We start from the raw sequence: 23,332 nt of genomic DNA on the forward strand, positions 1-23,332 counted from the left end.
CCTAATAAACTATTAACTTTTCTATTGTTATTGTTTATGGGCTTATTTGTTTGTTTTCGCTAAAAGATACTCTTTATTCCGCAGAAAATACTGTCTATAGCGAGGTTTCTATTTTATAATGTTAGGTAAATTGACATTACAGAACGGAGTGGAGCTATGTTCCGATTTCAATCAGCAGTCAAGAATAAACGCGAGGAGGTTTCTCCGGTTTGGGAGAAGATGGCCCGGGAATCTTTAGTTGCTGCGGACCGTCTGCAGGCAGCGGTTAGTGAAGTGGATGAAAGCATGGAGCAGCTTCAAGAGTTGTCTGATATTTCCTCAGCACTGGACATGGACTTGAAGGCAGGCAGTGAGCGTTCTTTGGAGCAAATGCAGGAAAGCCTGGCTGTGGTTCAGGAGGTCGCTTCCTCCGCACAGCGAATTCAGAATGCGGCTGAACAGCTGCATCTTCGGAGCGACAAGACACTTCAGGAAGCATCACGTATTACACAGGCATTGGCTGAGGCGGATGGTACGATCCGCTCGCTGGCGGAATCGCAGCAGTCCATTTCCGGTCCATTGGGTGATCTTGAGAACAATACACATCAATTAAACAAGCTATATGAGGAATTAGAGGGAATTGCAGGCGAGGTATCCTTACTCGCTTTAAATGCGTCCATTGAAGCAGCGAGATTGGGAGAGCAGGGCAGAGGCTTCGATGTGGTGGCAAGCCGGATGCGGCAATTGGCTGAACAGAGTACAGCTGCAATCGGCAATTCGGCTCCGTTGTTTCGCCAGATCTCAAATGAAGTATCCCGGGTGAAGGATACAATCAAGCAGGGGCAATCCTCGGCTATGGACGGGGTGGCGTTGTTGAGATCCATGGGAGACGATATTCGATATATTTCCGAGGAGATTGCCTCTGTGAACGAACACGTTGCGGAGACAGGACGTCTCAGCATGGAGCAATCGGAAATGACTCGTAATATGAAGGTTATGATGCAAGAAGTACATCAGGTGCTTCAAAGCAATATCATCCATGTTGACGGGGCGCTGCAGCGCATGGATTCTCAGCGAGTACATATCTCCCGGCTGAAGTCGGTAGCCGCAGGGCTTCATCTTGCCCAGGATGAGCTTTTATCTTCTCTGGATACTGTTCGGGGAGTTCTTGATCAGCAGGACACAGGATTGACCTCAGCTTATGTGGAGGAGATCGGACAAGCCTTCACGGACAAGCTGCATGCTGAAGCGGCCAGCGGTCTGTATGAGGAGATGAATATAGATGCACATCATACAGCGCTAAAGTCTTTGTTAGCCAGGGAAGCTGGGTTGGAGGCAGCCTGGACCAATCGTGCGGACGGAACCTTTGTTGTCTCCATCCCGGAGGCAGGATTGCTGAATGCTAAGGGCAGGGAATGGTTTCGGCAGGCTATGAAGGGAAGTGCTGTCATATCGGATGTATATGTATCGGCGATTACGAAACAGCGCTGTATTACACTATCGGTACCCATCACAAAGGGCGGGGCAGTCGTCGGTGTTCTGGGAGCGGATTTGTCGCTGGGCTAATCAGCGCAGTATTCAGCGCAGGTATTCACAGTATTGTGTCTTTATAGCTTTTCCCCTATAATCCAATAGAGAAAGAAAGGTCTGAACGAGAATCGAATAATATGCCTGTTAGGTCCTGAAGCCGACGTTTTGCGTGTGTCTTCGGGTTAAAAGGGAAGCCGGTGGAAGTCCGGCACGGTCCCGCCACTGTAACCAGGGATGAAGCTGCATGAGGCCACTGCAAGCAAGATTGCTTGACGGGAAGGCGAGCATTCATCGGAACCTGGAAGTCAGGAGACCTGCCAGCAGGAAGCAGACGGTCCTTCGAGGAAAGGATAACGTTCTATCAAAGCAAGCGGATTGCCTGTACATGATTCAGGCTTGCTCCGTGCTCTCTTTGAAGACGTGACCCTCCCAACGCGGACGGGTTTTCTTTTTTTGTCCCGTTTATTCGTGTTCCGACACTTCTTGACTACATTACAGATTATGGGGGAGAGAATGAATCATGAAGAAATGGACTCAGATGTGGACGCTGGTACTGCTGGCTCTCGTGATCGCACTGACAGGCTGTGGTGCCAAGGAGAACAATAGTGCCGCGACAAATAACGCAACAAATGCGGTTCAAAATGCTGCAAACGAGACTTCATCCAATACAGCGGATGAACAACCTGCTGATTCATTAAGCACGGAATATCCGTTAACAGTGACAGATGCCTTCGGAGCGGAATTCACCTTCGAATCTGCGCCAGAGCGCATCGTATCTCTTGCGCCTTCCGAGACCGAAGGGTTGTTCGCGCTGGGTCTGAATGAGCAGGTAGTAGGGGTATCCGATAATGATGATTATCCGGAAGCGGTTCAAGACAAGCCGCGGATGGGCGGGTTTCAAATCAATGTTGAAGCTGTCATCGCAGCCCAGCCTGATTTAGTGCTTGCCGGCAACCTGGTTGGTGAGGACGTGGTAAAGAGTCTTAGTGACCTTGGAATCAAGGTGTATCGTTCCAATCCGAAGACGGTGGAGCAAGTCATGGAGAATATCCGTACCGTCGGACAAATCACAGACCGCGGACAAGCCGCAGAGGAAGTTATTGCGGGGATGGAAGCCGAGTTGAAGAAAGTAACCGATGCGGTGCAATCCGTACCGGATGATCAGAAGAAGCAAGTATATATCGAATTTTCGACGAGCTGGACGGTTGGCAAGGGTGAATTCATGGATGAAATGATCACACTTGCCGGAGGAGTGAACGTGGCTTCCGACATTACCGGCTGGAGCGAAATCAATGAAGAAAACATTATTCAAAAGAATCCGGATGTCATTCTGTATGCGCAAAGTGTAATAGATGAAAAGAATCGCACACTGGCCGAGATCATCAAGTCAAGAGGCGGGTGGGAGCAAATCACGGCGGTGAAGGAAGACCGTATTGTTGGCTTGGATGACAATCTGTTAAGTCGTCCGGGTCCGCGTGTGACTCAAGGCTTGATTCAGGTTGCCGCAGCGATTTATCCGGACCTGATCCAGCCATGAGATCTAAGCTGACCGGCTACGGTATTCTCGGCTTGGGACTGCTGTGCGTTACGCTGGTCATCTGTGTCGGCTTCGGCTCTGTATCCGTGCCTGCACGAGAGATTACCGCGATTCTTGCTCATCGCATTCCGGTGATCGGCAGCATGGTAGAACCGCAGTGGAGTGCCGCATCGGAGACAATTGTGATGCAGGTCCGCTTGCCGCGGGTGCTGCTGGGATTGTTGGTCGGTTCTACGCTGGCTGTAGCGGGAGCTGCGTTTCAAGGCGTGCTGCGCAATCCGCTTGCAGACCCGTTCACGCTCGGCGTATCCTCCGGATCGGCTGTCGGAGCTGCGGTGCTCATATTCTTTGGCTGGCAGTTCTCCTGGATCGGCATATTCACGCTTCCGGTCGTCGCCTTTACTACGGGGGCGCTGACGCTGGGCATTGTGCTCTGGCTTGCCCGTGAGCAGGGGAAGATTCCTGCGGAAAGCCTGATCCTGTCCGGCGTAGTGATGCAGTCCTTTTTAGGTGCGATTGTGTCGTTCCTGACCGCGATGTCGAAGAAGACGATAAATGAAATTATGTACTGGACAATGGGAAGCTTGAACCTCCGAGGATGGTCGTATACGGCCATCCTGCTTCCATATTTACTGGCAGGCTTGATCTTCCTGTGGAGCCAGGCCCGTTCCTTGAATCTGCTGGCGCTTGGCGAGAAACAAGCGGCACATTCCGGGCTTCATGTGGAAAGGACCAAAATACTGACTCTGCTTGTCGCTACATTAATGACGGCAACTGCTGTATCGGTGTCCGGGGTCATTGGCTTTGTCGGCCTGGTCATTCCCCATATGATCCGTTTGTTCACCGGCTCTGATTACAGATTGATTATTCCGTTATCCGCTCTTGGCGGGGGGATCTTTATGATGTGGAGCGATCTGGCAGCCAGATCGCTGCTTGCGCCTACGGAGATTCCTCTGGGTGTGATTACAGCATTTATAGGCGCTCCGTTCTTCGGATATTTGCTGTACCGAAAGAAAAAAGTCAGAGAGAGTGAGTCATGATGCTCGAAGTAAAGCAGGCGTCCAAAGCGTACGGCAAGCAGCAGGCATTAAAGGATATTGACTGGAAGGTCAAGCGAGGGGAGTTCTGGGGAGTTATCGGCCCGAACGGCAGCGGCAAGAGCACCTTGCTGAATTTGCTGTCCGGCACGGAGAGGGCGGACGCCGGGGAAGTCCTTCTCCATGGCAAGCCGATCGAATCCTATCGACGTAAAGAGCTCTCAAGGCGTCTTGCCGTATTGCAGCAGGATGGCCTTCCTCCCATTTCGTTTACGGTCAGAGAGGTATTGGAAATGGGGCGTTATCCTTTTCAGAACTGGCGAGGAATGGATATGGATGAGCATGCGGAGCATATTCTGGAAGACATTATGCAACGTCTTGACCTGACCTCGCTTGCCGATCGGCCGCTAAGCAGTTTGAGCGGAGGCCAGCGTCAACGGGCTGCCTTGGGCAAGGTAATGGCTCAGCAGCCTGAGATTATTTTACTGGATGAGCCGACTACTTTTCTCGATATTCGCTATCAGCTGCAATTTATGGAATTGGTCGAGACATGGCGGCAGCAAGAGGACTTGACGGTGATTGCAGTTATGCATGACCTCAATCTGGCCTCTTTATACTGCAATGCCTTGCTTGTGCTGGATCGAGGGCAAGTTGCTGGCTCTGGCTGCCCGAAGCAGTTGATGACGCCTGAGCTGATCCGGAGAATTTTTGCGGTTCATGCGTATAATGTGCCGCATCCCGATCACGGCGAACCACAGCTGCTGTATCGAAAGGGGCCTTCACAGACCTCACCGGATGAATTCTGATAGAATAGGAATACGATAATTCGATATCTTGGAAGCGAGGTTGAAACGATGAATCAGACGATCTCAAGCCTGGTGGATAGCATTGCTCCGGTGGACAAGTCTGCGGAAGAGGCGGCTCTGGCCCATCTGAACCAGTTGACGAAGCCCCCCGGCAGTCTCGGCAAATTGGAGGCGTTAGCCGTCAAGCTCGCCGGAGTGAGCGGAAAAGTCATGTCCTCCTATCCTGCACGCGCCGTTGTTGTAATGGCCGGAGATCACGGGGTATGTGAAGAAGGAATCAGTGCTTTTCCGTCCGAGGTTACCGCGCAAATGGTCGGTAATTTCCTGAATGGCGGTGCGGCTGTCAATGTGCTTGCCCGTCAAGCGGATGCTGAGGTGCTCTGTGTTGACATCGGGGTACAGACGGACTTGCAGCACCCTGGATTGATATCGAAAAAAATCAGGTACGGGACAGCTAATATGGTCAAGGAGCCGGCGATGACGCGGGAAGAGGCGGAGGCGGCTATTATGGCTGGCGCTGAGGTTGCCCGGAGTGCCTTCTCCCGCGGTGTGAGACTCTTTGTGACCGGTGAGATGGGGATCGGCAATACAACGGCAAGTGCGGCTGTGATGAGCGGATTGACGGGCATCTCCACCCGGGAGAGCGTTGGCAGGGGGACCGGAATTGATGATGAGGGGCTTCGTCTCAAAATCATTACTGTAGATCGGGCCCTCGAATTGCATAAGCCGAATGGTCAAGATCCGGTGGATGTTCTGTCCAAGGTAGGCGGCCTGGAAATTGCCGGTCTTACGGGCGTTATCCTCGCAGCTGCGGCACTTCGCTGTCCTGTCATTATTGACGGATTCATCTCGAGTGCGGCTGCACTCGCCGCAGCTAAGCTCGCGCCTGATGCTGTCCATTATATGATTGCTTCCCATGTATCTCAAGAGCCTGGGCATGTTCATTTGCTGAAGGAGCTTGGTCTGGAGCCTATGCTGCATCTTGATATGCGGTTAGGGGAAGGGACCGGCGGTGTGCTTGCTATTCACCTTGTAGATGCTGCTTGCAAAATCATGGCGGAGATGGCGACATTCACAAGCGCCGGAATCTCTTCAGCTTCTGATGGGGCAGCACCCTCGCCTGAGGGGGAAGCACGATGATCGTATTGGTCACAGGCGGCGCGCGAAGCGGCAAGAGCAGCTTTGCCGAGTCCTGGTGCATAAAGCACAGTGATTCCGGGAGCGGGCTGTATATTGCGACTGCACAGGCTTTTGACGAGGAGATGAAGGAGCGTATTCAGCATCACCGGGGCCAGCGTGAGGGGACCGGGTTCAAATGGACCACGCTGGAGGAGCCTCTCCGACTGCCCGAGCTTCTCTCGACCTCTGGTCAAGCAGGGAGCAGTTCATCGGTTGTGCTTGTGGATTGTCTTACCTTATGGCTTTCCAATGTGCTGCTAAGCGATGAGGAAGAGAATGGCCCAAGGGAGGAATCCCGGACAGAGTCCAGCATTCGTCGGCTTGTTGAAGCTGTGTCGGCATATTCAGGTCAACTTGTTCTGGTGACCAATGAGGTAGGAAGCGGTATTGTTCCGGAATATAAATTGGGGAGACAGTACAGGGATCTGGCAGGACGGCTGAATCAAAGCATCGCAGCGATTGCCGACCAGGTATTTCTGGTAACCGCCGGTATTCCAATCGAGTTAAAGAGCAGGGAGTATCGGTTATGAGACAGACGGTACAGCCGCTTCAAGCGGCCTTTCAGTTTCTGACCCGCTTCCCGGTCAAAGCGGAGCTGGATTTCACACCGGAGCTGCTGCGTGCAAGTACGCGCCATTATCCGTTAGTCGGAGCGGTTATCGGCGTAAGTATATGTGCCTCGGCACTGCTGGCCTCCTGGCTGCTTCCGCCTCTGCCCGCCGCTGTAATCAGCTTGATCATCTGGGTCTGGCTGACAGGGGGGTTGCATCTTGATGGCTGGATGGATTGTGCAGATGCCCTGCTTAGCTACCGGCCACGAGAAAAGATGCTGGAGATCATGAAGGACAGCCGTGTAGGAGCCATGGGGGTGCTGGCCTGCGTTCTGCTGTTGATGCTAAAGGCCGCGCTGCTCTCCTCGCTTATTGCTGCCGGGCAATTGGCTATCTCCTGCGCCTTGTTGACGGTGCCCGTATGGAGCCGCTGGTTCATGGTGTACGCTATGAGCAAATGGCCATCGGCCAGAGACGGAGAAGGACTTGCTGCAAAATTCGGAGGCCTGAACGCATCTAATGCCCAAAGCGCCGCAGTATCGGCAATCTTAATCACATTCCTGGGGATGACGATTCCCTTGTTGGTGTTTGGCGTTACCATCGGGCTTCCGGCTGCTTCCTATGGAATCTACTTCTTTGCTGCTCCATTGCTGACGCTAGCTACCGGAGTATATGCAGGCAGTAGAGTCAATAAGAAGCTGGGCGGATTAACGGGAGATGTGTATGGCGCGCTTAACGAGGGCTTGGAGTGTCTTCTTTTGCTGGCCGCAGTGATTTTGTTCCTTTAGATGTTCGGTTAATGTGATCTGATCCAAATCCAAAAGCGGCTGCCCGAAGGAGCTTGATTCCTTCGGGCAGCCGCTTTATTCTAGATTTTAAACTTGAGCACTTCATTTTGAAGGATCAAGGCATGATTGTATAACTCCTGCACGATCTTTGTATGCTCTTCCATTTCCTTGATTTGCTGTTCCGCATAACCGGCAATTTCTTCGATACTCTTCAACGATTTGCCCGTAATATTGGCGGCCTCTTCCACGGAGGCAGTCACTTCCTCCGTTCCGGCGGAGACCTCCTGCGTAGAAGCGGAGACGCTTTGGATCGTCATGTTGATATTGTTGATTAATGCAGTCAATTGCTCGAAAGCGTTGCTTGCTTGTGTTACGCGCTCTGTGCCTGAATGAATCTCGTCACCGACTAGATCCATTGCCTGTACAGAATTCATCGCTTCCTCACGGATGCCCAGCAAATTCTCGCTGATCTGATCCGTTGCAAGCCGCGACTGCTCGGCAAGCTTGCGCACTTCTTCAGCAACAACCGCAAAGCCTTTGCCATGCTCGCCTGCGCGGGCCGCTTCGATTGCCGCATTGAGTGACAGAATATTGATTTGCTTCGTAATCTCCATAATCGTGCTGACCGTTGTTGAGATCGACTCCGACCGGTCGTTAAGCGCCGCAATCGACTCTCTTGACTTGGAGGCCGCCTCTTCGACCAGCTTCATTTGGGAGACGGCGGTTTGAGCAAGCTCGTTGCCTGTCATTGCTTCATTGGAAGCTTGACCGATCTTCACGGTTACTTCAGCCGAGGAGGTAGCAATATGCTGCACGCCCTGAGAGATTTCCTCCATTGCACGAGCATTTTCAGCCGTAGTGGAAGCAATCGTGTAGCTGCCTTTTTCGATTTCGCTCGTAGCTGCGCCGGAACGCTCCGTCAGTTCTTTAAAGGTCGCGGCCGATTGATTCAAGTATCCGGACCCATCAACCACGGCCCGGGAGGTCGTCATAACCTTGCCGATCATATCCTGCAATTGCTTGCTCATGATTCGGAAGCTCTCCGCCAGCTTGCCGACCTCATCCTTGGAAGTATAATCAACAGTTTCTCTGAAGTCGCCCTTGGCCACTTTTTCAGTCGCGATGACCAGTTTCTTCATAGGCTTGGAAATTCGGCTGCTGACGATATAGGCCCCAAGCAAGCCGATCACGATGACAGTAAGCGAAATCAAGAGACAGATCCAGAGGATAAAGGCTTCCTTGTCCTTGATAAAAGTAGCATCCATGCTTACTGCAAGGATCGCCGTGCTGCCAGGCAGTGCGATATAGGCGGTCTTATGGTAACCGTACTGGTCTGCATAAAGATCTGTGATGGAGGCATTGCCTTTCGATTCTGCAGATTTCATAGCCTCTTGAATCTCAAGCTTGTCCCCGACTTTCATCAAAGAATCCTCGCTGACCCCGATGACCGTGGCCTCGCTCTCCTGCAGGTCGAATAAGTAGGCGGAATCCAGCTGGAATTCTTCTACCTTTTGCGTCAGATAAGACTCGACGGCAAAGCGTGAGTTTTCCTTTCCTTTTAATAGTTGAAGAGCCTGGGAGGTATCAAGTTGTCTGAAAATATCCTTGGAGCTGGTTTTCAGTACTTTGTCGAACTGGGGGAGAACCTGCTGGTTAATAATTCCGGTAGACACCAAATAGAAGCTGGTAGTAAACATTAGTGAAGATAATAAGATAACCACTGTAAATGTAACCATAAACTTGCGGTTGATAGAATGACTCAGTTTCAGCATGAACATCCTCTCCATTTATCCAGTTTTCATTTTCTCTATGTTTTTCTCTATGTATTGTAGGCGGACAATGGAAATTGACCGCTGTTCATTATTTCTATTCTATAGAAAAAAAAGGATTTTGAAAATAAACAATTTTGTGTATTTCATTTTCATTATGGTTACTTTGGGGAAGAAAGTGTAGTAAAGAAGGCTGAATTGTGATAATTTGTCGTTTGGGAGGCGAAGGCGGTTGTTTAATTTTGCTTGGGGTATTTTGTATATGCTTGTAAATTTCAGTTTCTTTCTGCTTTGTTACAAGCTGTTTGGTAAAAAAGGAATCTACGCCTGGATAGGTGTGGCTACTGTGGTGGCCAACATTCAGGTGATCAAAACGATTGAAATGTTCGGCATCGTGATGACGCTGGGCAATACGATGTATGTCAGCTTGTATCTTGCGAGCGATCTGTTGAATGAGAAGTTTGGACGCAAGGAAGCAAAAAAGGCGGTATGGTTCGGTTTCTTCACATTGATTATGACGACGATCCTGATGCAAATGACGTTGGTCTTTGAACGCCAGCCAAGCGATATGGGGCAAGCCTCGCTGGAGACGATCTTCGGCCTGATGCCAAGATTGGCCTTAGGAAGCCTGAGCGCCTATTTTGTGAGCCAGTTTCTGGATGTACGCTTATATGCCTGGATCCGCAAATTATATCCCGCTCGCAACCAGCTTTGGATCAGAAATAACGGGAGTACGATGGTAAGCTCGTTTGTCGATACCTTGATCTTCTGTACTATTGCATTTGCCGGAGAATACAGTCTGCAGGTATGGACGGAAATTTTACTGACGACCTACTTATTTAAATTTGTACTGACGGCAGCAGGGACACCCTTCCTGTACATTGCGCGGAATTTTCGCCATGAAGAGGATGAAACTGCCGTTGCCGGCTCCTAGATAGCAGGACTCCGAACCTACTTTCGGCAAGCCTCGAAGCTTTAGTGACATTCTGCATTATAATCGCCTCACGAGCACTCGTGCCAGCAATTATAATGCCCTAATCTCACTTATTTCCTAACGCAAAATTTGGGACGTGCTAACGGACATTTTGAACTATTAGCCGACTTTTTCGCACATTTTTGAACGGTAACGGACATTTTCGGCATTTAGGGGGCTGAATCGGCTCTGATTCACGCGACTCACCTATCCTAGCAGCCAAAATGTCCGTTGCATTTCTGGCTTCATCCATAGTGGCCTTTAAGGAGACGTGATGTCCATTAGAACAAGCATTTCCCCTTCTGAGCTTGAACAAATGTATTTGATTGCGCTGCTTGTATTTACTTTATGTTTATGCCTCCGCTGCTCGCTAACTTATACATATTGAAGGTGCTTGGGAAAGGAGGTAAGGACGTCCACTCCCGAGTCTGTCACTGTAACATCGTCTTCGATTCGAACTCCGGCGACGCCCGGCACGTAGATTCCAGGCTCGACAGTGAATACATTGCCTTCCCGCAGGAAGAGCTCGTTCTGTCCGTGCACCGAAGGGAATTCATGGACATCAATCCCAAGCCCGTGCCCAAGCCGATGATTGAAATAGGGGCCATAGCCCGCAGCTTCAATTACATCTCTGGCTGCTTTGTCAATGGAGCCGAAGGTAACCCCCGGCTTGATCGCTGCAATGGCTGCTTCATTCGCGGCGAGTACGGTCTCATAGATGGTAATCTGCTCGGCGGATAGCCCGCCAAAGCCGAAGGTTCTTGTAATATCAGAGGCATACCCATTAGCGTAAACCCCGATATCGAACATGATCATATCTCCGCTTTGAAGCTTGCGCTCACCCGGCACACCATGCGGGAGCGCCGTCTTTTCTCCGAACAACACCATGGAATCAAAGGAGGGGCCGTCAGCTCCGAGCTTGCGGATTTGATACTCGACCTCGGCAACAAGCTCGTTCTCGGTAACCCCTTCCTTAATCTGCTTCAGGCTAAGCTCGAGCACCTGCTCGATCAGCTTGACGGCATGCCGCATCCGCTTGATCTCCTCCGGACTCTTTCTGATCCGCATCTCACGGAGCGAAGGACCGATATCGGCAGATGCCGAGAATTGCAGCGCTTCTTGCAGGCGTTCATACCGGTCCAGGGTTACATATTCTTTTTCGAGTCCAAAGGTACCTATAGAGCGGTCTGACCCTAGTCTTTGTCGGAGCAAGCGGTAAGGATCCTCGGTATCCTGATGAGTGATTAATTCCATAGAGCCGATAGCCGCCTTCGCCGCCTCTCCGTCCAGTGCAGGGGCAAACAGAACAGGCTCGCTTCCGGCTTTCAGCAGCAGTCCCAGAAAGCGTTCATGAGGATTGCTGAGAAATCCGGTTAAATAATAGACATGCTTGGGATCGGTGATCAAGAGCGTATCCATGCCTTGCCGATGCATTTGCTGTTCAAGCTCGATCCAGCGTTGATCCATAATCAAAACTTCCTTTCATGCGGATTCTGTACTTATTATAGGACAAAATGAGGCTGACAAGGAAATGATTACTGAGTTGCAGTGTAAAGTGTAAAGCAATTTGTCTGAAATTTTAAAAAAACGGAATTTACATTTTACATGTTTCAGCTACAATAAAGATTGTTATTCAAATTTGAATAGAGGGGGCTCGGCATGGCTGAAGCTAAGAAGGACCGTACAAAATGGATTCTGCTCGGTTTACTGCTCGGAATTCTGATGTCGGCGATGGACAATACGATTGTAACAACAGCTATGGGGACAATTGTCTCTGAACTCGGAGGAATGGAGCAATTCGTATGGGTCACCTCCGCATATATGGTGGCAGTCATGGCAGGAACACCGATTTTCGGGAAGCTGTCCGATATGTATGGGCGGAAAAGCTTTTTTATCTTCGGGATTATTACCTTCCTGCTTGGATCGGTGCTGTGCGGTATGGCGACAAGTATTGTGCAGCTCAGCATTTTCCGGGCTATTCAGGGGGTAGGCGGGGGCGCCTTGATGCCGATCGCCTTTACGATTATTTATGATATCTTCCCCGTTGAAAAGCGGGGGAAAATGACCGGGCTGATGGGGGCTGTCTTCGGTACCTCAAGCATCTTCGGGCCATTGCTTGGAGCCTTCATCACGGATTCGCTCGGCTGGAACTGGGTGTTCTATATCAATGTGCCGATCGGCCTGGTCTCATTGCTTCTGATTGTATTGTGCTATAAGGAATCGATGATCCGTGCGAGTCAAAGGATCGATTGGGGCGGCGCCTTCACCCTGGTAGGGGCGGTTGTGTGCCTCATGTTTGCGCTGGAGCTGGGCGGTGAGAAGTTCGCCTGGAACTCCTCTTTAATTATCGGATTGTTCACGGGCTTTATAGTGCTGTTTGCTATTTTCTTGCTGGTTGAGCGGAAGGCGTCCGAGCCCATTATCTCCTTCGATATGTTCAATAACCGGCTATATGCGACGAGCAGCTTGCTGGCTTTACTGTACGGAAGTGTATTTATCGTAGCTACCGTGTACATTCCGATTTATGTTCAAGGGGTATTTGGGGGAACGGCGACCAATTCGGGATTGATTCTGATGCCGATGATGATCGGCTCTGTCGTGGGCAGCATGCTGGGCGGAATGCTTACCTCCCGAATGTCTTATCGGTCCATCATGTCGATCTCGGTGGTATTTTTCATTGCCGGCATTTTTGCCTTGAGCACACTTCATGGAGATTCAGCGCGTTCCTTGCTGACGATGTACAGCATTGTGGCGGGATTTGGCGTCGGCTTCTCCTTCTCCGTGCTCGGTATGGCGGCGGTTCATCCGTTCGATATGCAGCGGCGCGGAGCGGCAACCTCTACGAACTCCTTCCTGCGTTCACTTGGAATGACGCTTGGAATTACCATTTTCGGGATCGTACAGCGGAATCTGATGACCCGCGGAATGGAGGATGCTTTTCCGGGTATGGCCGGGGCCGCAGAGCAATTTGGCGATACCCGCGAAGCCCTGTCTCCCGAAAAGCGGGCATTGATCCCGCCGGAAATTTTGCAGGGGATTGTTGACGCCATGTCCTCCTCGATTGCGCATACGTTCATGTGGGCATTGCTGCCTGCCGCTCTGTCAGTCTTGGTTGTGCTTGCTATGCCGGGGGACCGGTTAAGCTCGATCGTCTCGGATAAGACGAAACAAGGCGCATAAAGGGGAAGGAGAAGACCGATGCAGTCATTATCCATCCGTCTGAGCATTCTGGGGTTGTTAATGGAGCGGGACATGCATCCTTATGAAATACGTACACGAATGAAGGAACGGTTCCTGGATTTGCAGGGAAGGTTCAAAATCGGTTCGCTCTATTATGCGGTGGATCAGTTAAGAAAACAGAATTATATTGAAGCCGTAATGACGATTCAGGACGATTTGGGACCGGAAAAGACGGTATACCGAATCACTGACAGCGGCAAGGCTTACTTTCAAAGTTTGCTGCTGGACCGTTTCCGGGAAGCGGCGCCTGACAATCATCCGCTTTATATTGCTCTTGTGTTCGCAGGTAAGGGGGATCAGGAGCAGATTGCCACGATCTTGCGGGAGCGGATCGGGGAAGCGGAGAAGCAGGTCGAGTTATGCCGCAGAACATATGCAGAACACGAGGGTATCGTGCCAAGAAGCGTACTGCATTTGATGGCGGGTTACTATGAGCATGCCCGGACAGAGCTTGCGTGGCTGCGCCGGCTGCTGATCGACGCTGAAGCGGGAAAGCTTCATGAGATCAGCATTTTGCCGGGCTTTGAACATTGAACACGATGGATTCCTGTCCGGTTTGGCGGATTGAAGCAGGGACCTGGGGGCGATTAGCCCTCAGGTCCCCTGTTGTCGTGGATGATATTATTTAACGAAGCTCTTGAACCAGAGAGGATGGTGCATGCCCTTGCAGGGCTGCAACCAGATTCTCGGCTGCAAGCATGGCCATCTCGAGCCGGGTCTGCGCTGTGGCAGAACCGATATGCGGCAAGGTTACGACATTCGGCATATGCAGCAGCGGATGATCAGGAGAGACGGGCTCATGCTCGAATACATCCAGACCCGCGCCGAAGATCAAGCCTTCTTGCAAGGCTCGAACCATGGCCTGTTCGTCTACCGTTGCTCCACGGGAAGCATTAATGAAGATCGCAGTGCGCTTCATTAGCTTGAACTCGTCATACCCAATCATGCCTTTCGTCTCAGGAGTCAAGGGAGTCATCAGCACGATGAAGTCGCTGGTTTGAAGCAATTCTTGAAGGGAAGGGTACTCCGCTTCGAGTGCTGTCTCGACATCCGGCTTACGATTCCGGTTATGGTAGGCAATATTCATACTGAATCCGAATTTTGCTCTGCGCGCCACAGCCTCGCCGATGCTGCCCATGCCGATGATGCCGAGCTTCTTGCCGTGGACGTCCAGCCCAAAGAGCGTCTTATCGTCTCCGCGCTTCCAGTTGCCTTCCTTCACGTACCTGTCCATTTCCGGAATACGGCGGGCGACTGCTAGCATGAGACCGAAGATCAGGTCTGCTACGGTGTCATTCAATACGTCTGGAGTATTGGTGCCGATCACGCCTCTGGCCTTCATGGCCTTAATATCAAAATTGTTATAGCCCACACTGATTGTGCTCACTGCTCGCAGGCGGGGAGCATGCTCCAGCAGCTCGGCATCGATTTTGCCGCCGGAGATCAGGAGGCCTTCCGCCTCTCGAAGATTAGCCAGCAGCTTGTCCCGCGGAATGGGCTCTTCTTGCTCCCATTTAGTATAGGTGCAGTGCTCTCCCAGATAAGCTTCGACCTCAGGAGGGACTGAGCGGGCAATAAAAATGTTCGGTTTCAATGTTCCTCGCTCCTCTCTTTTCGGCATAATCAGGCTGTCAGGAGAAATACATGGAGGGACTAGCGGTTATCCACCTTCTCGGGATAGAGATCGTGATTCAACAAGCGATGCTCGGCCATCGTCTCATACTTGGTGCCGGGCTTTCCGTAATTGCAATAAGGATCAATGGAGATGCCGCCTCGCGGTGTGAATTTGCCCCACACTTCAATATATTTCGGATCCATCAGCTTGATCAGGTCGTTCATAATTATATTAACGCAATCTTCATGGAAATCGCCATGATTGCGGAAACTGAACAGATATAATTTAAGCGACTTGCTCTCAACCATTTTGATGTCGGGAATATAGCTGATGTAAATGGTAGCAAAATCAGGCTGTCCGGTAATCGGACACAGGCTCGTAAATTCCGGGCAGTTGAACTTTACGAAATAATCCCGGTAAGGGTGCTTATTATCGAAGCTTTCCAGCATCTCCGGGGTATAGGTCATCGGGTACTTCACGCCCTGATCCCCCAGGAGGGTTACTTCCTGCATTTCTTCTCTCTGTCTTCCAGCCATAGGTAGGCCTCCTTTTCCTGTATACTGATGATTACTCTATACGCCTCGTTTATTCCCCCATACAAGCGCATGAAGCTGGGGCAGAATTCGGACGTTATTCATTGAACTCATCATCATGACGCGATCGATCAGCCATTCATATCGCTGAAGCAAGTCGGCGGCATGATGGGAAATGTCCATTCGGCGGACATCCGGATTTCCTACCTGAAGATACAGGTCGATCTGCGGATATCTCTGATGAATGGATTCAGCATAGATGAGGTCGGCCTCATCGAACACGACAACCTTGAGACTTAACGATAGAGGGGCGGGTCTTCCGGATAGTCTGCGCGCAATCTCATCCAGCACATGCCAGTCCGTCTCCATTCCGGAGCTTGGCGGTTTGGGGGAAAGGGTGACCTGGTCGATCTCTTCCAGCCAATCCTGCCATCTCGAGCCCTGAGTCTCCACAGCAACCTCCATGCCCTGTTGATGAAGAAGTCTGACCAGCTCGGCAAGCTGCGGGAGCAGGGCAGGGTTGCCCCCGGATAAGGTGACATGGCTGAACCGGTTCCCGCCAAGCGAGATCAGCTCCTCCCAAATATCCTGGGCTGACAGAAGGCGAATTTGCTCCTTGGAGCTGCCGTCCCAGGTGAAGGCGGAATCGCACCAACTGCAATGATAATCACAGCCCGCCGTACGAACGAACATTGTCTTCTGACCAATGACCATGCCTTCTCCCTGGACCGTGGGACCGAATATTTCCAGTACCGGAACAGGGCGCGCCACGTTATTCATCCTGCATCCACTCCCGTCTGACTTCCGCATAGCTCGTAGGCGTCTCATAGAGGCGAACGAATTCGGTTTGTCCCTCCGTTAATGAAGAGCAGTAAGGCTGAGCTTGTAATGCGGATTCCATTTGCTCAAATAGCCACACAACCATATTCTCCGCTGTGGTATTCATAGGAGGCAGGGTTTCGTTCAAATAACGGTGATCCAGGTAGCCTTCTATTTCGTTCTTCCAAATATCCTTGATCGTTCCGAAATCAACGGTTAAGCCCCGCTCGTCAGGCTTGCCGCTGATGCCAAAGACAACCTTATACGTATGTCCGTGCAGGTTTTTGCATTTGCCTTCATAGGCATGAAGATGATGCGCTGCGTCAAAGGTAAACTCCTTGCTGACGAGTACCCGGCGCTGATGATAGCGCAGCTGGGCAGGGGCTATATCTTCTTCATAACGCTGGAGCCGTTCCACAATAACAAATTCACCGGGTTGTCTGCTCATTACTGACCACCCTTCCCGCGCACGGCGAGGTATTTATCCAGCCCGGCTTGTCTTAGCTTGCAGGCAGGGCATTCTCCGCAGCCGATTCCGATAACGCCGTTATAACAAGTCAGAGTCTGTTCACGCACATAGTCAAAGGCGCCCAGTTCATCAGCCAGCTTCCAGGTATCGGCTTTATCGATCCACATCAGCGGCGTGTGAATGACGAACTGATAATCCATCGCCAGGTTTAACGTGACATTCAAAGATTTCACGAAGGAGTCGCGGCAATCGGGATATCCGCTGAAATCTGTCTCGCAGACACCGGTAACGAGATGTCTTGCGCCTACCCCCTTTGCCAGAACAGCAGCAAAGCTGAGAAATAGATGGTTGCGGCCTTCCACAAATGTAGTTGGCAGTTCCCCTTCATGATGTTCAATGGCCATATCGCTGCGAGTCAACGCATTCTGCGTTAGTTGACCGAGCAGGCTCATGTCGAGCAAATGCCATTTTACTCCAAGCTCTTCAGCGATACTGCGGGCGCATTCAATCTCCAGACTGTGGCGTTGGCCGTAGTTGAAGGTAACCGTCTCAACCTCGCGGAAATGTTTAAGTGCCCAGAAGAGACAGGTCGTACTGTCCTGGCCGCCGCTGAAAACGACAACCGCTTTTTCATTATTAAGCATAAAAAAACCTCTCATTCCTCTATTATTGTGAAATAGAAAAGAAGGAGAGTTCTTGAACTGTGCCAGCAAAAAACAGACCGCTGCAACTAAATTGCAGGGTATTCTTAGTTTTTTATAGAGGGAGTTCGCGAACCTCTCCCATGGTCTGGGCCATGGATCTTCTTATTCAGTTCAGAGTTACATATGCAAGTATACCACAACCAACGGGGAATAGCGCATGGAATAGAATGACTATAAACCTATTTACTTTATCAAAATTGTAAATAATAATGGGAGATATTAACTAGCTTAGGAGGAGAGAAATGAAAAGGATCCTACTGAAAAAATGGGGCTTGCCATTAGCGCTTCTTGCAATGACCATGCTTCTCCTGTCCGGGTGTCAAAGTGTCGCCGGTCTGGACATAAACAAGGCACTTGTGCAGAGCATGACTCAAGTCTCCGGAGAGTCGAAGCAGACACTGTCGATAGAACTGGTGCCTGCGGAGGGAGTGGTTCATCCCGAAGCACAACAAATCATCGAACAGCTCAATTCCCTGTCGCTGACGATCGATAGCGCGAAGGTTCAAGACCAGGGCAATATGTCGGTCAAGGGAGCAGTGCAGTATAAAGAAGAGCAATATCCGTTCCATTTGTCGCTGGACGAACAAGGAATGGCTATTCAATTAGAGGGCGCCAAGCAGCCGATATACATAAGCACCGAGAGCGGGGCCTTGAGCGGGATGTACGCGGGGGAAGCGGCAAAGTATGAAGATCAGATTCTGGGCTTCACCAAGCAGGCCGGAGAATTTTTCTTCAAGCATTTATCGAATCCCAAGACTCTTTCCGTGAAGCAGACGCAAAGTGAAGTGTTCGGAGAATCCCTGAGCCTGACCCAGCTGCATACCGAAATTCGCGGTGACGAGCTGCTGGCGATGGTGAAGCCATTTTTGACTAGCGTGGCAAAGGATGAACAAGGGATCAAGGATTTGATCGGGGCATTTTACGATGTGTATTACCCGATTATGCAAGAGGCTTACAGCTATTATGATGATTATTATTACGAAGATTACTATGAAGATGAATATTACGATGATTACTATTATGAAGACTATGATTATGAAGACTATGACTACGAATACGATGATTCCGATTATTCCGATGTTACGGCAGATCGTGGATTCGGATTGGACCTGTTCTCGATTTCGCAATCCAAGCCTGTAGTAGTTGCTACCATGACGGCGACCATTCAAGAGGTGATCAATACCCTGCTGACCGACTACGACGCGAATATGAAGAGCCTGCTTGAGGAGACCCCGGAGCTGAATGTGGTTCTCGGAAAGGATACCGTACTGGATCTGGATCTGTATTTTGACAGCAAGCTGCAGATTCGCAAACAGGCCATGGAATTGACGATTGCACTCCCGGCCTCGGAGGATTTACCGCTTCAGTCTGTGAAGCTCAAGGCTGATACCGAACAGCGTAATTTGGGCGGAACTGTAGAAATCGATGCCGTTGACGTCACTTCAGGCGTCATTGATTACTTCGGGAAGCCCATGACTCCTGGTGAGATGCTTCGTAACTTTGAGTCCGATTCCGCTATTTACAAGCTGCTAAAGGATGACTTCCAGTTTACGTACAAGAGCGTCTATCTCGATCCTCATAACAGTTATTATGGAGTGGTTGTAAACAATAACACTACCTTTGTACCGCTTCGTTATTTGTCCGAAGAATTGGATGCTGGGGTTAAATGGGACGCGTATTCAAAGAATATCGTCATTACTGACGATATCACGGGTCAGGAGATCAGAGTGACTCCGGATTCCAAGCATGCTTCCATCGGCGGAAAGGCGGTAGTTCTGGAGCAGCCGGTCTTTGTCAATGAAGATGGCGTGACTTACGTGCCGCTTCGGTTCATGTCAGAGGCATTGGGAGCAAAGGTCACGGTTGAAGAGGACGGATGGATCTTTATCGAACGTCCATAAGGGTTAGCAAGCACAGGACAATTATTATCACGTACGGAGGGACCGGACGAACAATCCGTGTTCCTTCGTTTTTTATACTTATTCTGGTTTTGGGTTGAAAGGAATGACTTGTTTTGTTAAAGCTAAAGCGTGGAGATATTCTGCTGATTGTTCTGCTGCTGACTGCAGGGGTCGGTTGGCTTGGGGTGCAGTATTGGGACGGCATGCGTGAAGTAGAGGCGGGGCAACTTAGCGCTTCGATTTCAGTAGATGGTGAATTTTATCGCTCTGTGTCGCTTGATGGCGAGGATGAGGAAATTGATATTCAGACCGAGTATGGTCACAACATACTGAAGAAATATGACGGGGGCATCCAGATGATTTATGCGGATTGTCCGAAAAAAATTTCCATGGCCATGGGTTTCATTTCCCGCCCCAATCAAACGATTATTTGTGTGCCGAACCGGGTCTTTGTGGAGATCGTCGGCTCCCCTTCGCCGGATATCGATCCGGCAGAAGAAATTGATGCTTATGTACGTTAAAAATCCGACCTGCTCGACGGCAGGTCAGATGATATTTTTTCCATAGAAGATTTCGTCCATTTCAACTGTGAGGCGCTCAGTAATTTCTTCCTGTTCTTCCTTGCTTAAAGAATCCTTCGTATAGCCGAATAAGTAATTATTCAGGTCGAATGCCTTGAGCTTGCACTTGGTATGGAAGATATGCTCCTGGTAGACGTTGACGTCAATCATCTGATACTGCTCCAGTACTTCGTCAGGAATATAGTTCTGAATAGAGCTGATGTCATGGTCGATGAACAGCTTGTGTCCGTTAATATCCCGGGTGAAGCCCCGAACGCGATAATCAATGGTCATGATATCGGTATCAAAGGAATGGATGAGGTAGTTCAATGCCTTCAGCGGCGATATCTCACCACAGGTGGACACGTCGATATCGGCCCGAAAGGTGCTGATGCCTTCATTCGGATGATACTCGGGATACGTATGCACGGTAATATGGCTTTTATCAAGCTGGAGAACAACATTGTCCGGCAGCGGACCGGGAGACTCCTCAAATGATTCGGTAGGAACTTCAACGACAGGCCCTTCTGATACCAGTACAGTGACGCTGGCTCCCTGGGGGACGTAATCCTGCTTCGCTACATTTAATACATGCGCCCCAATGATGTCGGCGACCGTCGTCAGAATGCTGGTAAGACGCTCTGAATTGTATTGCTCATCAATATAGGCGATGTATGCCTCACGCTCTTCTCTGGTGCGGGTATAGCAGATATCGTACATATTGAAGCTCAGCGATTTGGTCAGATTATTGAATTCATGCAGTTGGATTCGCTGCTCCTGAGTCAGTTTCACGGAAGAGGCCCCCCTTGGTTATAGTACCTCTTCTTTTTTATACCCACTCTTGAAAGGAACAAACGTTAACCTAAAAAAACCGCTCCCTTAAGGGAGCGGCAGGTGCCAGAAAACTACGCAGAAACCGGAAGAGGTCCAGTCTTCGGGTTCGGGCCGTATTGGTTTGCTGCAGGATCGCTATCCAGGCAAGCAAAGACGAGCAATACAATTGCTCCTACAGCCGGGATTAAGGCTAGCAAAAGCCACAGGCCGCTTTTTCCGGTGTCATGGAGGCGGCGAACCCACAAGGCTATTGTCGGCAGAAGAACCGCTAAAGCGTACAGCCCGCCCAGGAATCCGCCAAGCCCCAGAATTCTATCCAGGATTCCGAGAACGAACGCGGCCAGAAAGTTGAACAAGATGAACATCCAAAACTCTGTCCGTCGAGCCCTCCCGCTAAATCCCACATAGTTTTGTAATACCTTAAGATACCATTGCATTGTGTTTCCTCCCTCAAAATTGAGCTACATTCTCATATGTATGCTTGAATGCTCTATTTATTTATAAATGATTTTCCAAAATGCGACAATGTTTCTTTTGTACTATTTTATCCGTCCTTTTTCCTATCTCTGATTTGTGCATGAAATAATTCAAAATTAATATGGTATTGGCCCTCGGAAAATTGTGGTAACCTTAAAAAAAGAAAACGCTTACAAAAAATGCCGCGAAAGGGAGGAACATGAATCGATGAGTAGAAGAACGAAATTCCGCTCGATCACCGCATTCGCCATGGCGGCCATGATGGCGGTATCCTTGCTGTCCACAGCAGTATCCGCTGCTGCGGGGGAACTGAAAGCACCGGATGCGAAAACAAGTATCAGCGCTTATGTCGAGGCCATGCAGCCGGGCTGGAACCTGGGCAACACCCTTGACGCTACAGGGGATGATGAGACATCCTGGGGGAATCCGCGTGTCACGAAGGAGTTCATTCAGCAAATTGCCGCTGAAGGCTACAAGAGCATTCGCATACCTGTAACCTGGGGCCAGCACATGGGTGAAGCTCCGAACTACACCATTGACCCGGCGTATATGGACCGTGTTCAAGAGGTGGTAGGCTGGGCACTGGATGCCGATCTCTATGTCATGATTAATATGCATCATGATTCCTGGCAATGGATCAGCTATATGGAGAGCAACCATGATGAAGTGCTGGCCAAATTTAGCGCGGCATGGACACAAATTGCAGACCTCTTCAAGAATCATTCAGAGAAGCTGATGTTTGAAGCGATTAATGAGCCAAGATTTACAGATGGAGGTACCACGGACAAAGAGAAGCAATATGAGATGCTGAAGGAACTGCTTGTCTCGTTCCATAAGATTGTGAGAGCTTCCGGCGGGGAGAATGGAGTACGCCCCCCTGGTTATCCCTACACGCGAAACCTCACCGGCCCAGGAAGACCTGGATGTGCTGTATGAGACGATTCAGGAATTCAACGATCCGAATCTGATCGCCACGGTTCACTTCTATGGCTTCTGGCCGTTCAGCGTTAATATTGCGGGCTACTATAAGCTGGAGCAAGATACGATGAATGATATGATTACGACGTTTGACAATGTCCGTAATACGCTGGTCTCCAAAGGGATTCCAGTCATTCTCGGCGAGTACGGATTGTTGGGATTCGATAAGAATACCAGTGTTATTGAGCAAGGCGAAAAGCTGAAGTTTTTTGAAAATCTGATGCATGTGCTTAACGAACGGCAAATTACGCATATGCTCTGGGATAACGGACAGCACTTAAACCGGACAGAGCTCGTCTGGTCTGATCCGGAGCTCATCCATATCATGAAGGCAGGCTGGGAGCGGCGTGCTTCTACGGCCGAAACAGATCTTGTCTACTTGAAATACGGGGAAGAAGTGAAGGATGTGAAGGTTCAATTAAATCTGAACGGCAATAGGCTTTCTGAACTATATAACGGATCTGAGAAGCTTGGGCAAGGAAAAGACTATGAACTGGCTGGTTCGGAGTTGACTCTGAGGGCTAGTCTGCTTACCCGGTTAACGAAGGCAGGGCATCTTGGGCAGAATGCCATTTTATCCGCCAAGTTTAGCTACGGGCCTGACTGGAGATTAAAGGTAGTCGTCTATGATTTGCCTCAATTGGGTGACACGGCTGGAACTGTAGATAATTTTGCTATTCCAACGCTCTTCAACGGTAACCGCCTGGCGACCATGGAAGCAATCTATAAGGATGGCAGCTTTGCAGGTCCTCAGAACTGGACATCTTATAAGGAATATGCCTACACCTTCACGCCTGACTTTATGAAGAACCGGATTGTCATTACCGAAAATTTCTTTAATGAAACGAAGGACGGGGAAGTGACCCTGAAATTCCACTTCTGGGGCGGAGATATTGTGAGCTACAAAATATCGAAATCAGGCGCACAGGTTACAGGCGAAGCCGTTACAGAGTAAAGCCTGTGCTTAGCCTGGATTCAGCTAGAGGGCGTCCCGAGAGGGGCGCTTCTTATCTTTTTAAAAAGACTTGCCCATTGGAGAATTCTGGGTTATGA

Annotated in this window: 21 protein-coding genes, 1 pseudogene and 2 riboswitches; of the genes and pseudogenes, 13 read left to right on the top strand and 9 right to left on the bottom strand. The window is 50.2% G+C overall.

Annotation, left to right across the window (positions count from 1 at the left end):
• Positions 1–156: 156 nt before the first annotated feature.
• The 7 genes from TX85_RS02285 to cobS all read left to right on the top strand — a co-directional run bounded on the left by TX85_RS02285 (position 157) and on the right by cobS (position 7,407).
• Complete coding sequence (locus TX85_RS02285; protein ID WP_044477528.1) at positions 157–1,545, top strand: methyl-accepting chemotaxis protein; 1,389 nt, start codon at positions 157–159, stop codon at positions 1,543–1,545.
• Between the two features lie 92 nt (positions 1,546–1,637).
• Positions 1,638–1,845: riboswitch (cobalamin riboswitch) on the top strand.
• Positions 1,846–2,029: 184 nt separating this feature from the next.
• Entirely contained in the window at positions 2,030–3,046 is a 1,017-nt protein-coding gene (locus TX85_RS02295; RefSeq protein ID WP_044477531.1) for an ABC transporter substrate-binding protein, read from the top strand.
• Positions 3,043–4,086, top strand: coding sequence for a FecCD family ABC transporter permease (locus TX85_RS02300; RefSeq protein ID WP_044477532.1), 1,044 nt, complete (start codon positions 3,043–3,045; stop codon positions 4,084–4,086). Before TX85_RS02295 ends, TX85_RS02300 begins: the two co-directional genes overlap by 4 nt.
• The gene (locus tag TX85_RS02305) at positions 4,083–4,889 is read left to right on the top strand and encodes an ABC transporter ATP-binding protein (protein WP_316244867.1); all 807 of its coding nucleotides are present in this window, start codon (positions 4,083–4,085) and stop codon (positions 4,887–4,889) included. The genes TX85_RS02300 and TX85_RS02305 overlap by 4 nt, the downstream gene beginning before the upstream one ends.
• A gap of 48 nt (positions 4,890–4,937) precedes the next feature.
• The gene (gene cobT, locus TX85_RS02310) at positions 4,938–6,029 is read left to right on the top strand and encodes a nicotinate-nucleotide--dimethylbenzimidazole phosphoribosyltransferase (RefSeq protein ID WP_044477533.1); all 1,092 of its coding nucleotides are present in this window, start codon (positions 4,938–4,940) and stop codon (positions 6,027–6,029) included.
• Positions 6,026–6,598, top strand: a complete 573-nt coding sequence (gene cobU, locus TX85_RS02315; protein WP_044477534.1) for a bifunctional adenosylcobinamide kinase/adenosylcobinamide-phosphate guanylyltransferase — start codon at positions 6,026–6,028, stop codon at positions 6,596–6,598. The genes cobT and cobU overlap by 4 nt, the downstream gene beginning before the upstream one ends.
• The gene (gene cobS, locus TX85_RS02320; protein ID WP_044477535.1) at positions 6,595–7,407 is read left to right on the top strand and encodes an adenosylcobinamide-GDP ribazoletransferase; all 813 of its coding nucleotides are present in this window, start codon (positions 6,595–6,597) and stop codon (positions 7,405–7,407) included. Before cobU ends, cobS begins: the two co-directional genes overlap by 4 nt.
• 80 nt (positions 7,408–7,487) lie before the next feature.
• Here cobS and TX85_RS02325 read toward each other — a convergent pair whose 3' ends face one another.
• Complete coding sequence (locus tag TX85_RS02325) at positions 7,488–9,179, bottom strand: methyl-accepting chemotaxis protein (protein WP_044477536.1); 1,692 nt, start codon at positions 9,177–9,179, stop codon at positions 7,488–7,490.
• A gap of 229 nt (positions 9,180–9,408) precedes the next feature.
• Here TX85_RS02325 and TX85_RS02330 point away from each other — a divergent pair, with 229 nt between their 5' ends.
• Positions 9,409–10,110 (top strand): queuosine precursor transporter, encoded by a 702-nt coding sequence (locus tag TX85_RS02330; protein ID WP_044477537.1) that lies wholly within the window; start codon positions 9,409–9,411, stop codon positions 10,108–10,110.
• Positions 10,111–10,524: 414 nt separating this feature from the next.
• On the opposite strand, the gene TX85_RS02335 is transcribed toward TX85_RS02330, so the two are convergent.
• Complete coding sequence (locus tag TX85_RS02335; RefSeq protein WP_044477538.1) at positions 10,525–11,616, bottom strand: M24 family metallopeptidase; 1,092 nt, start codon at positions 11,614–11,616, stop codon at positions 10,525–10,527.
• Positions 11,617–11,808: 192 nt separating this feature from the next.
• On the opposite strand from TX85_RS02335, the gene TX85_RS02340 reads away from it, so the two are divergent.
• Together TX85_RS02340 and TX85_RS02345 are read left to right on the top strand one after the other, a co-directional pair.
• Positions 11,809–13,329, top strand: a complete 1,521-nt coding sequence (locus tag TX85_RS02340; RefSeq protein ID WP_044477539.1) for an MDR family MFS transporter — start codon at positions 11,809–11,811, stop codon at positions 13,327–13,329.
• A gap of 18 nt (positions 13,330–13,347) precedes the next feature.
• Positions 13,348–13,923 carry a PadR family transcriptional regulator gene (locus tag TX85_RS02345; protein WP_044477540.1) on the top strand — a complete coding sequence of 192 codons (576 nt, stop codon included), beginning with the start codon at positions 13,348–13,350 and terminating at the stop codon, positions 13,921–13,923.
• 91 nt (positions 13,924–14,014) lie between these two features.
• On the opposite strand, the gene TX85_RS02350 is transcribed toward TX85_RS02345, so the two are convergent.
• The 5 genes from TX85_RS02350 to queC are packed head-to-tail and all read right to left on the bottom strand — an operon-like array spanning position 14,015 to position 17,469.
• On the bottom strand, positions 14,015–15,010 hold the full coding sequence (locus TX85_RS02350; protein ID WP_071784150.1) for a 2-hydroxyacid dehydrogenase: 996 nt from the start codon (positions 15,008–15,010) through the stop codon (positions 14,015–14,017).
• Between the two features lie 32 nt (positions 15,011–15,042).
• The gene (gene queF, locus TX85_RS02355; protein WP_044477542.1) at positions 15,043–15,540 is read right to left on the bottom strand and encodes a preQ(1) synthase; all 498 of its coding nucleotides are present in this window, start codon (positions 15,538–15,540) and stop codon (positions 15,043–15,045) included.
• A 36-nt stretch (positions 15,541–15,576) separates the two neighbouring features.
• On the bottom strand, positions 15,577–16,317 hold the full coding sequence (gene queE / locus TX85_RS02360) for a 7-carboxy-7-deazaguanine synthase QueE (RefSeq protein ID WP_081671615.1): 741 nt from the start codon (positions 16,315–16,317) through the stop codon (positions 15,577–15,579).
• On the bottom strand, positions 16,310–16,804 hold the full coding sequence (queD, locus tag TX85_RS02365) for a 6-carboxytetrahydropterin synthase QueD (RefSeq protein WP_044477544.1): 495 nt from the start codon (positions 16,802–16,804) through the stop codon (positions 16,310–16,312). The genes queE and queD overlap by 8 nt, the downstream gene beginning before the upstream one ends.
• Positions 16,804–17,469 (bottom strand): 7-cyano-7-deazaguanine synthase QueC, encoded by a 666-nt coding sequence (queC, locus tag TX85_RS02370; protein ID WP_044477545.1) that lies wholly within the window; start codon positions 17,467–17,469, stop codon positions 16,804–16,806. Before queC ends, queD begins: the two co-directional genes overlap by 1 nt.
• 98 nt (positions 17,470–17,567) lie before the next feature.
• A riboswitch (PreQ1 riboswitch) is annotated at positions 17,568–17,611 on the bottom strand.
• Positions 17,612–17,771: 160 nt separating this feature from the next.
• Here queC and TX85_RS02375 point away from each other — a divergent pair.
• Positions 17,772–19,430: a copper amine oxidase N-terminal domain-containing protein gene (locus TX85_RS02375; RefSeq protein ID WP_044477546.1), complete on the top strand. Its 1,659-nt coding sequence runs from the start codon at positions 17,772–17,774 to the stop codon at positions 19,428–19,430.
• Positions 19,431–19,543: 113 nt separating this feature from the next.
• Entirely contained in the window at positions 19,544–19,951 is a 408-nt protein-coding gene (locus TX85_RS02380) for a NusG domain II-containing protein (protein ID WP_044477547.1), read from the top strand.
• A gap of 24 nt (positions 19,952–19,975) precedes the next feature.
• Here TX85_RS02380 and speD read toward each other — a convergent pair whose 3' ends face one another.
• Both speD and TX85_RS02390 read right to left on the bottom strand, forming a co-directional pair.
• Positions 19,976–20,782: an adenosylmethionine decarboxylase gene (gene speD / locus TX85_RS02385; protein ID WP_044477548.1), complete on the bottom strand. Its 807-nt coding sequence runs from the start codon at positions 20,780–20,782 to the stop codon at positions 19,976–19,978.
• 113 nt (positions 20,783–20,895) lie between these two features.
• Positions 20,896–21,261, bottom strand: a complete 366-nt coding sequence (locus TX85_RS02390) for a DUF805 domain-containing protein (protein WP_044477550.1) — start codon at positions 21,259–21,261, stop codon at positions 20,896–20,898.
• Positions 21,262–21,508: 247 nt separating this feature from the next.
• Here TX85_RS02390 and TX85_RS27905 point away from each other — a divergent pair.
• Positions 21,509–23,234, top strand: a pseudogene (locus TX85_RS27905) (cellulase family glycosylhydrolase).
• Positions 23,235–23,332: the final 98 nt, after the last annotated feature.

Origin of the sequence: Paenibacillus antibioticophila, from assembly GCF_000455265.1 — a bacterium.
GTDB classification, from domain to species: domain Bacteria; phylum Bacillota; class Bacilli; order Paenibacillales; family Paenibacillaceae; genus Fontibacillus; species Fontibacillus antibioticophila.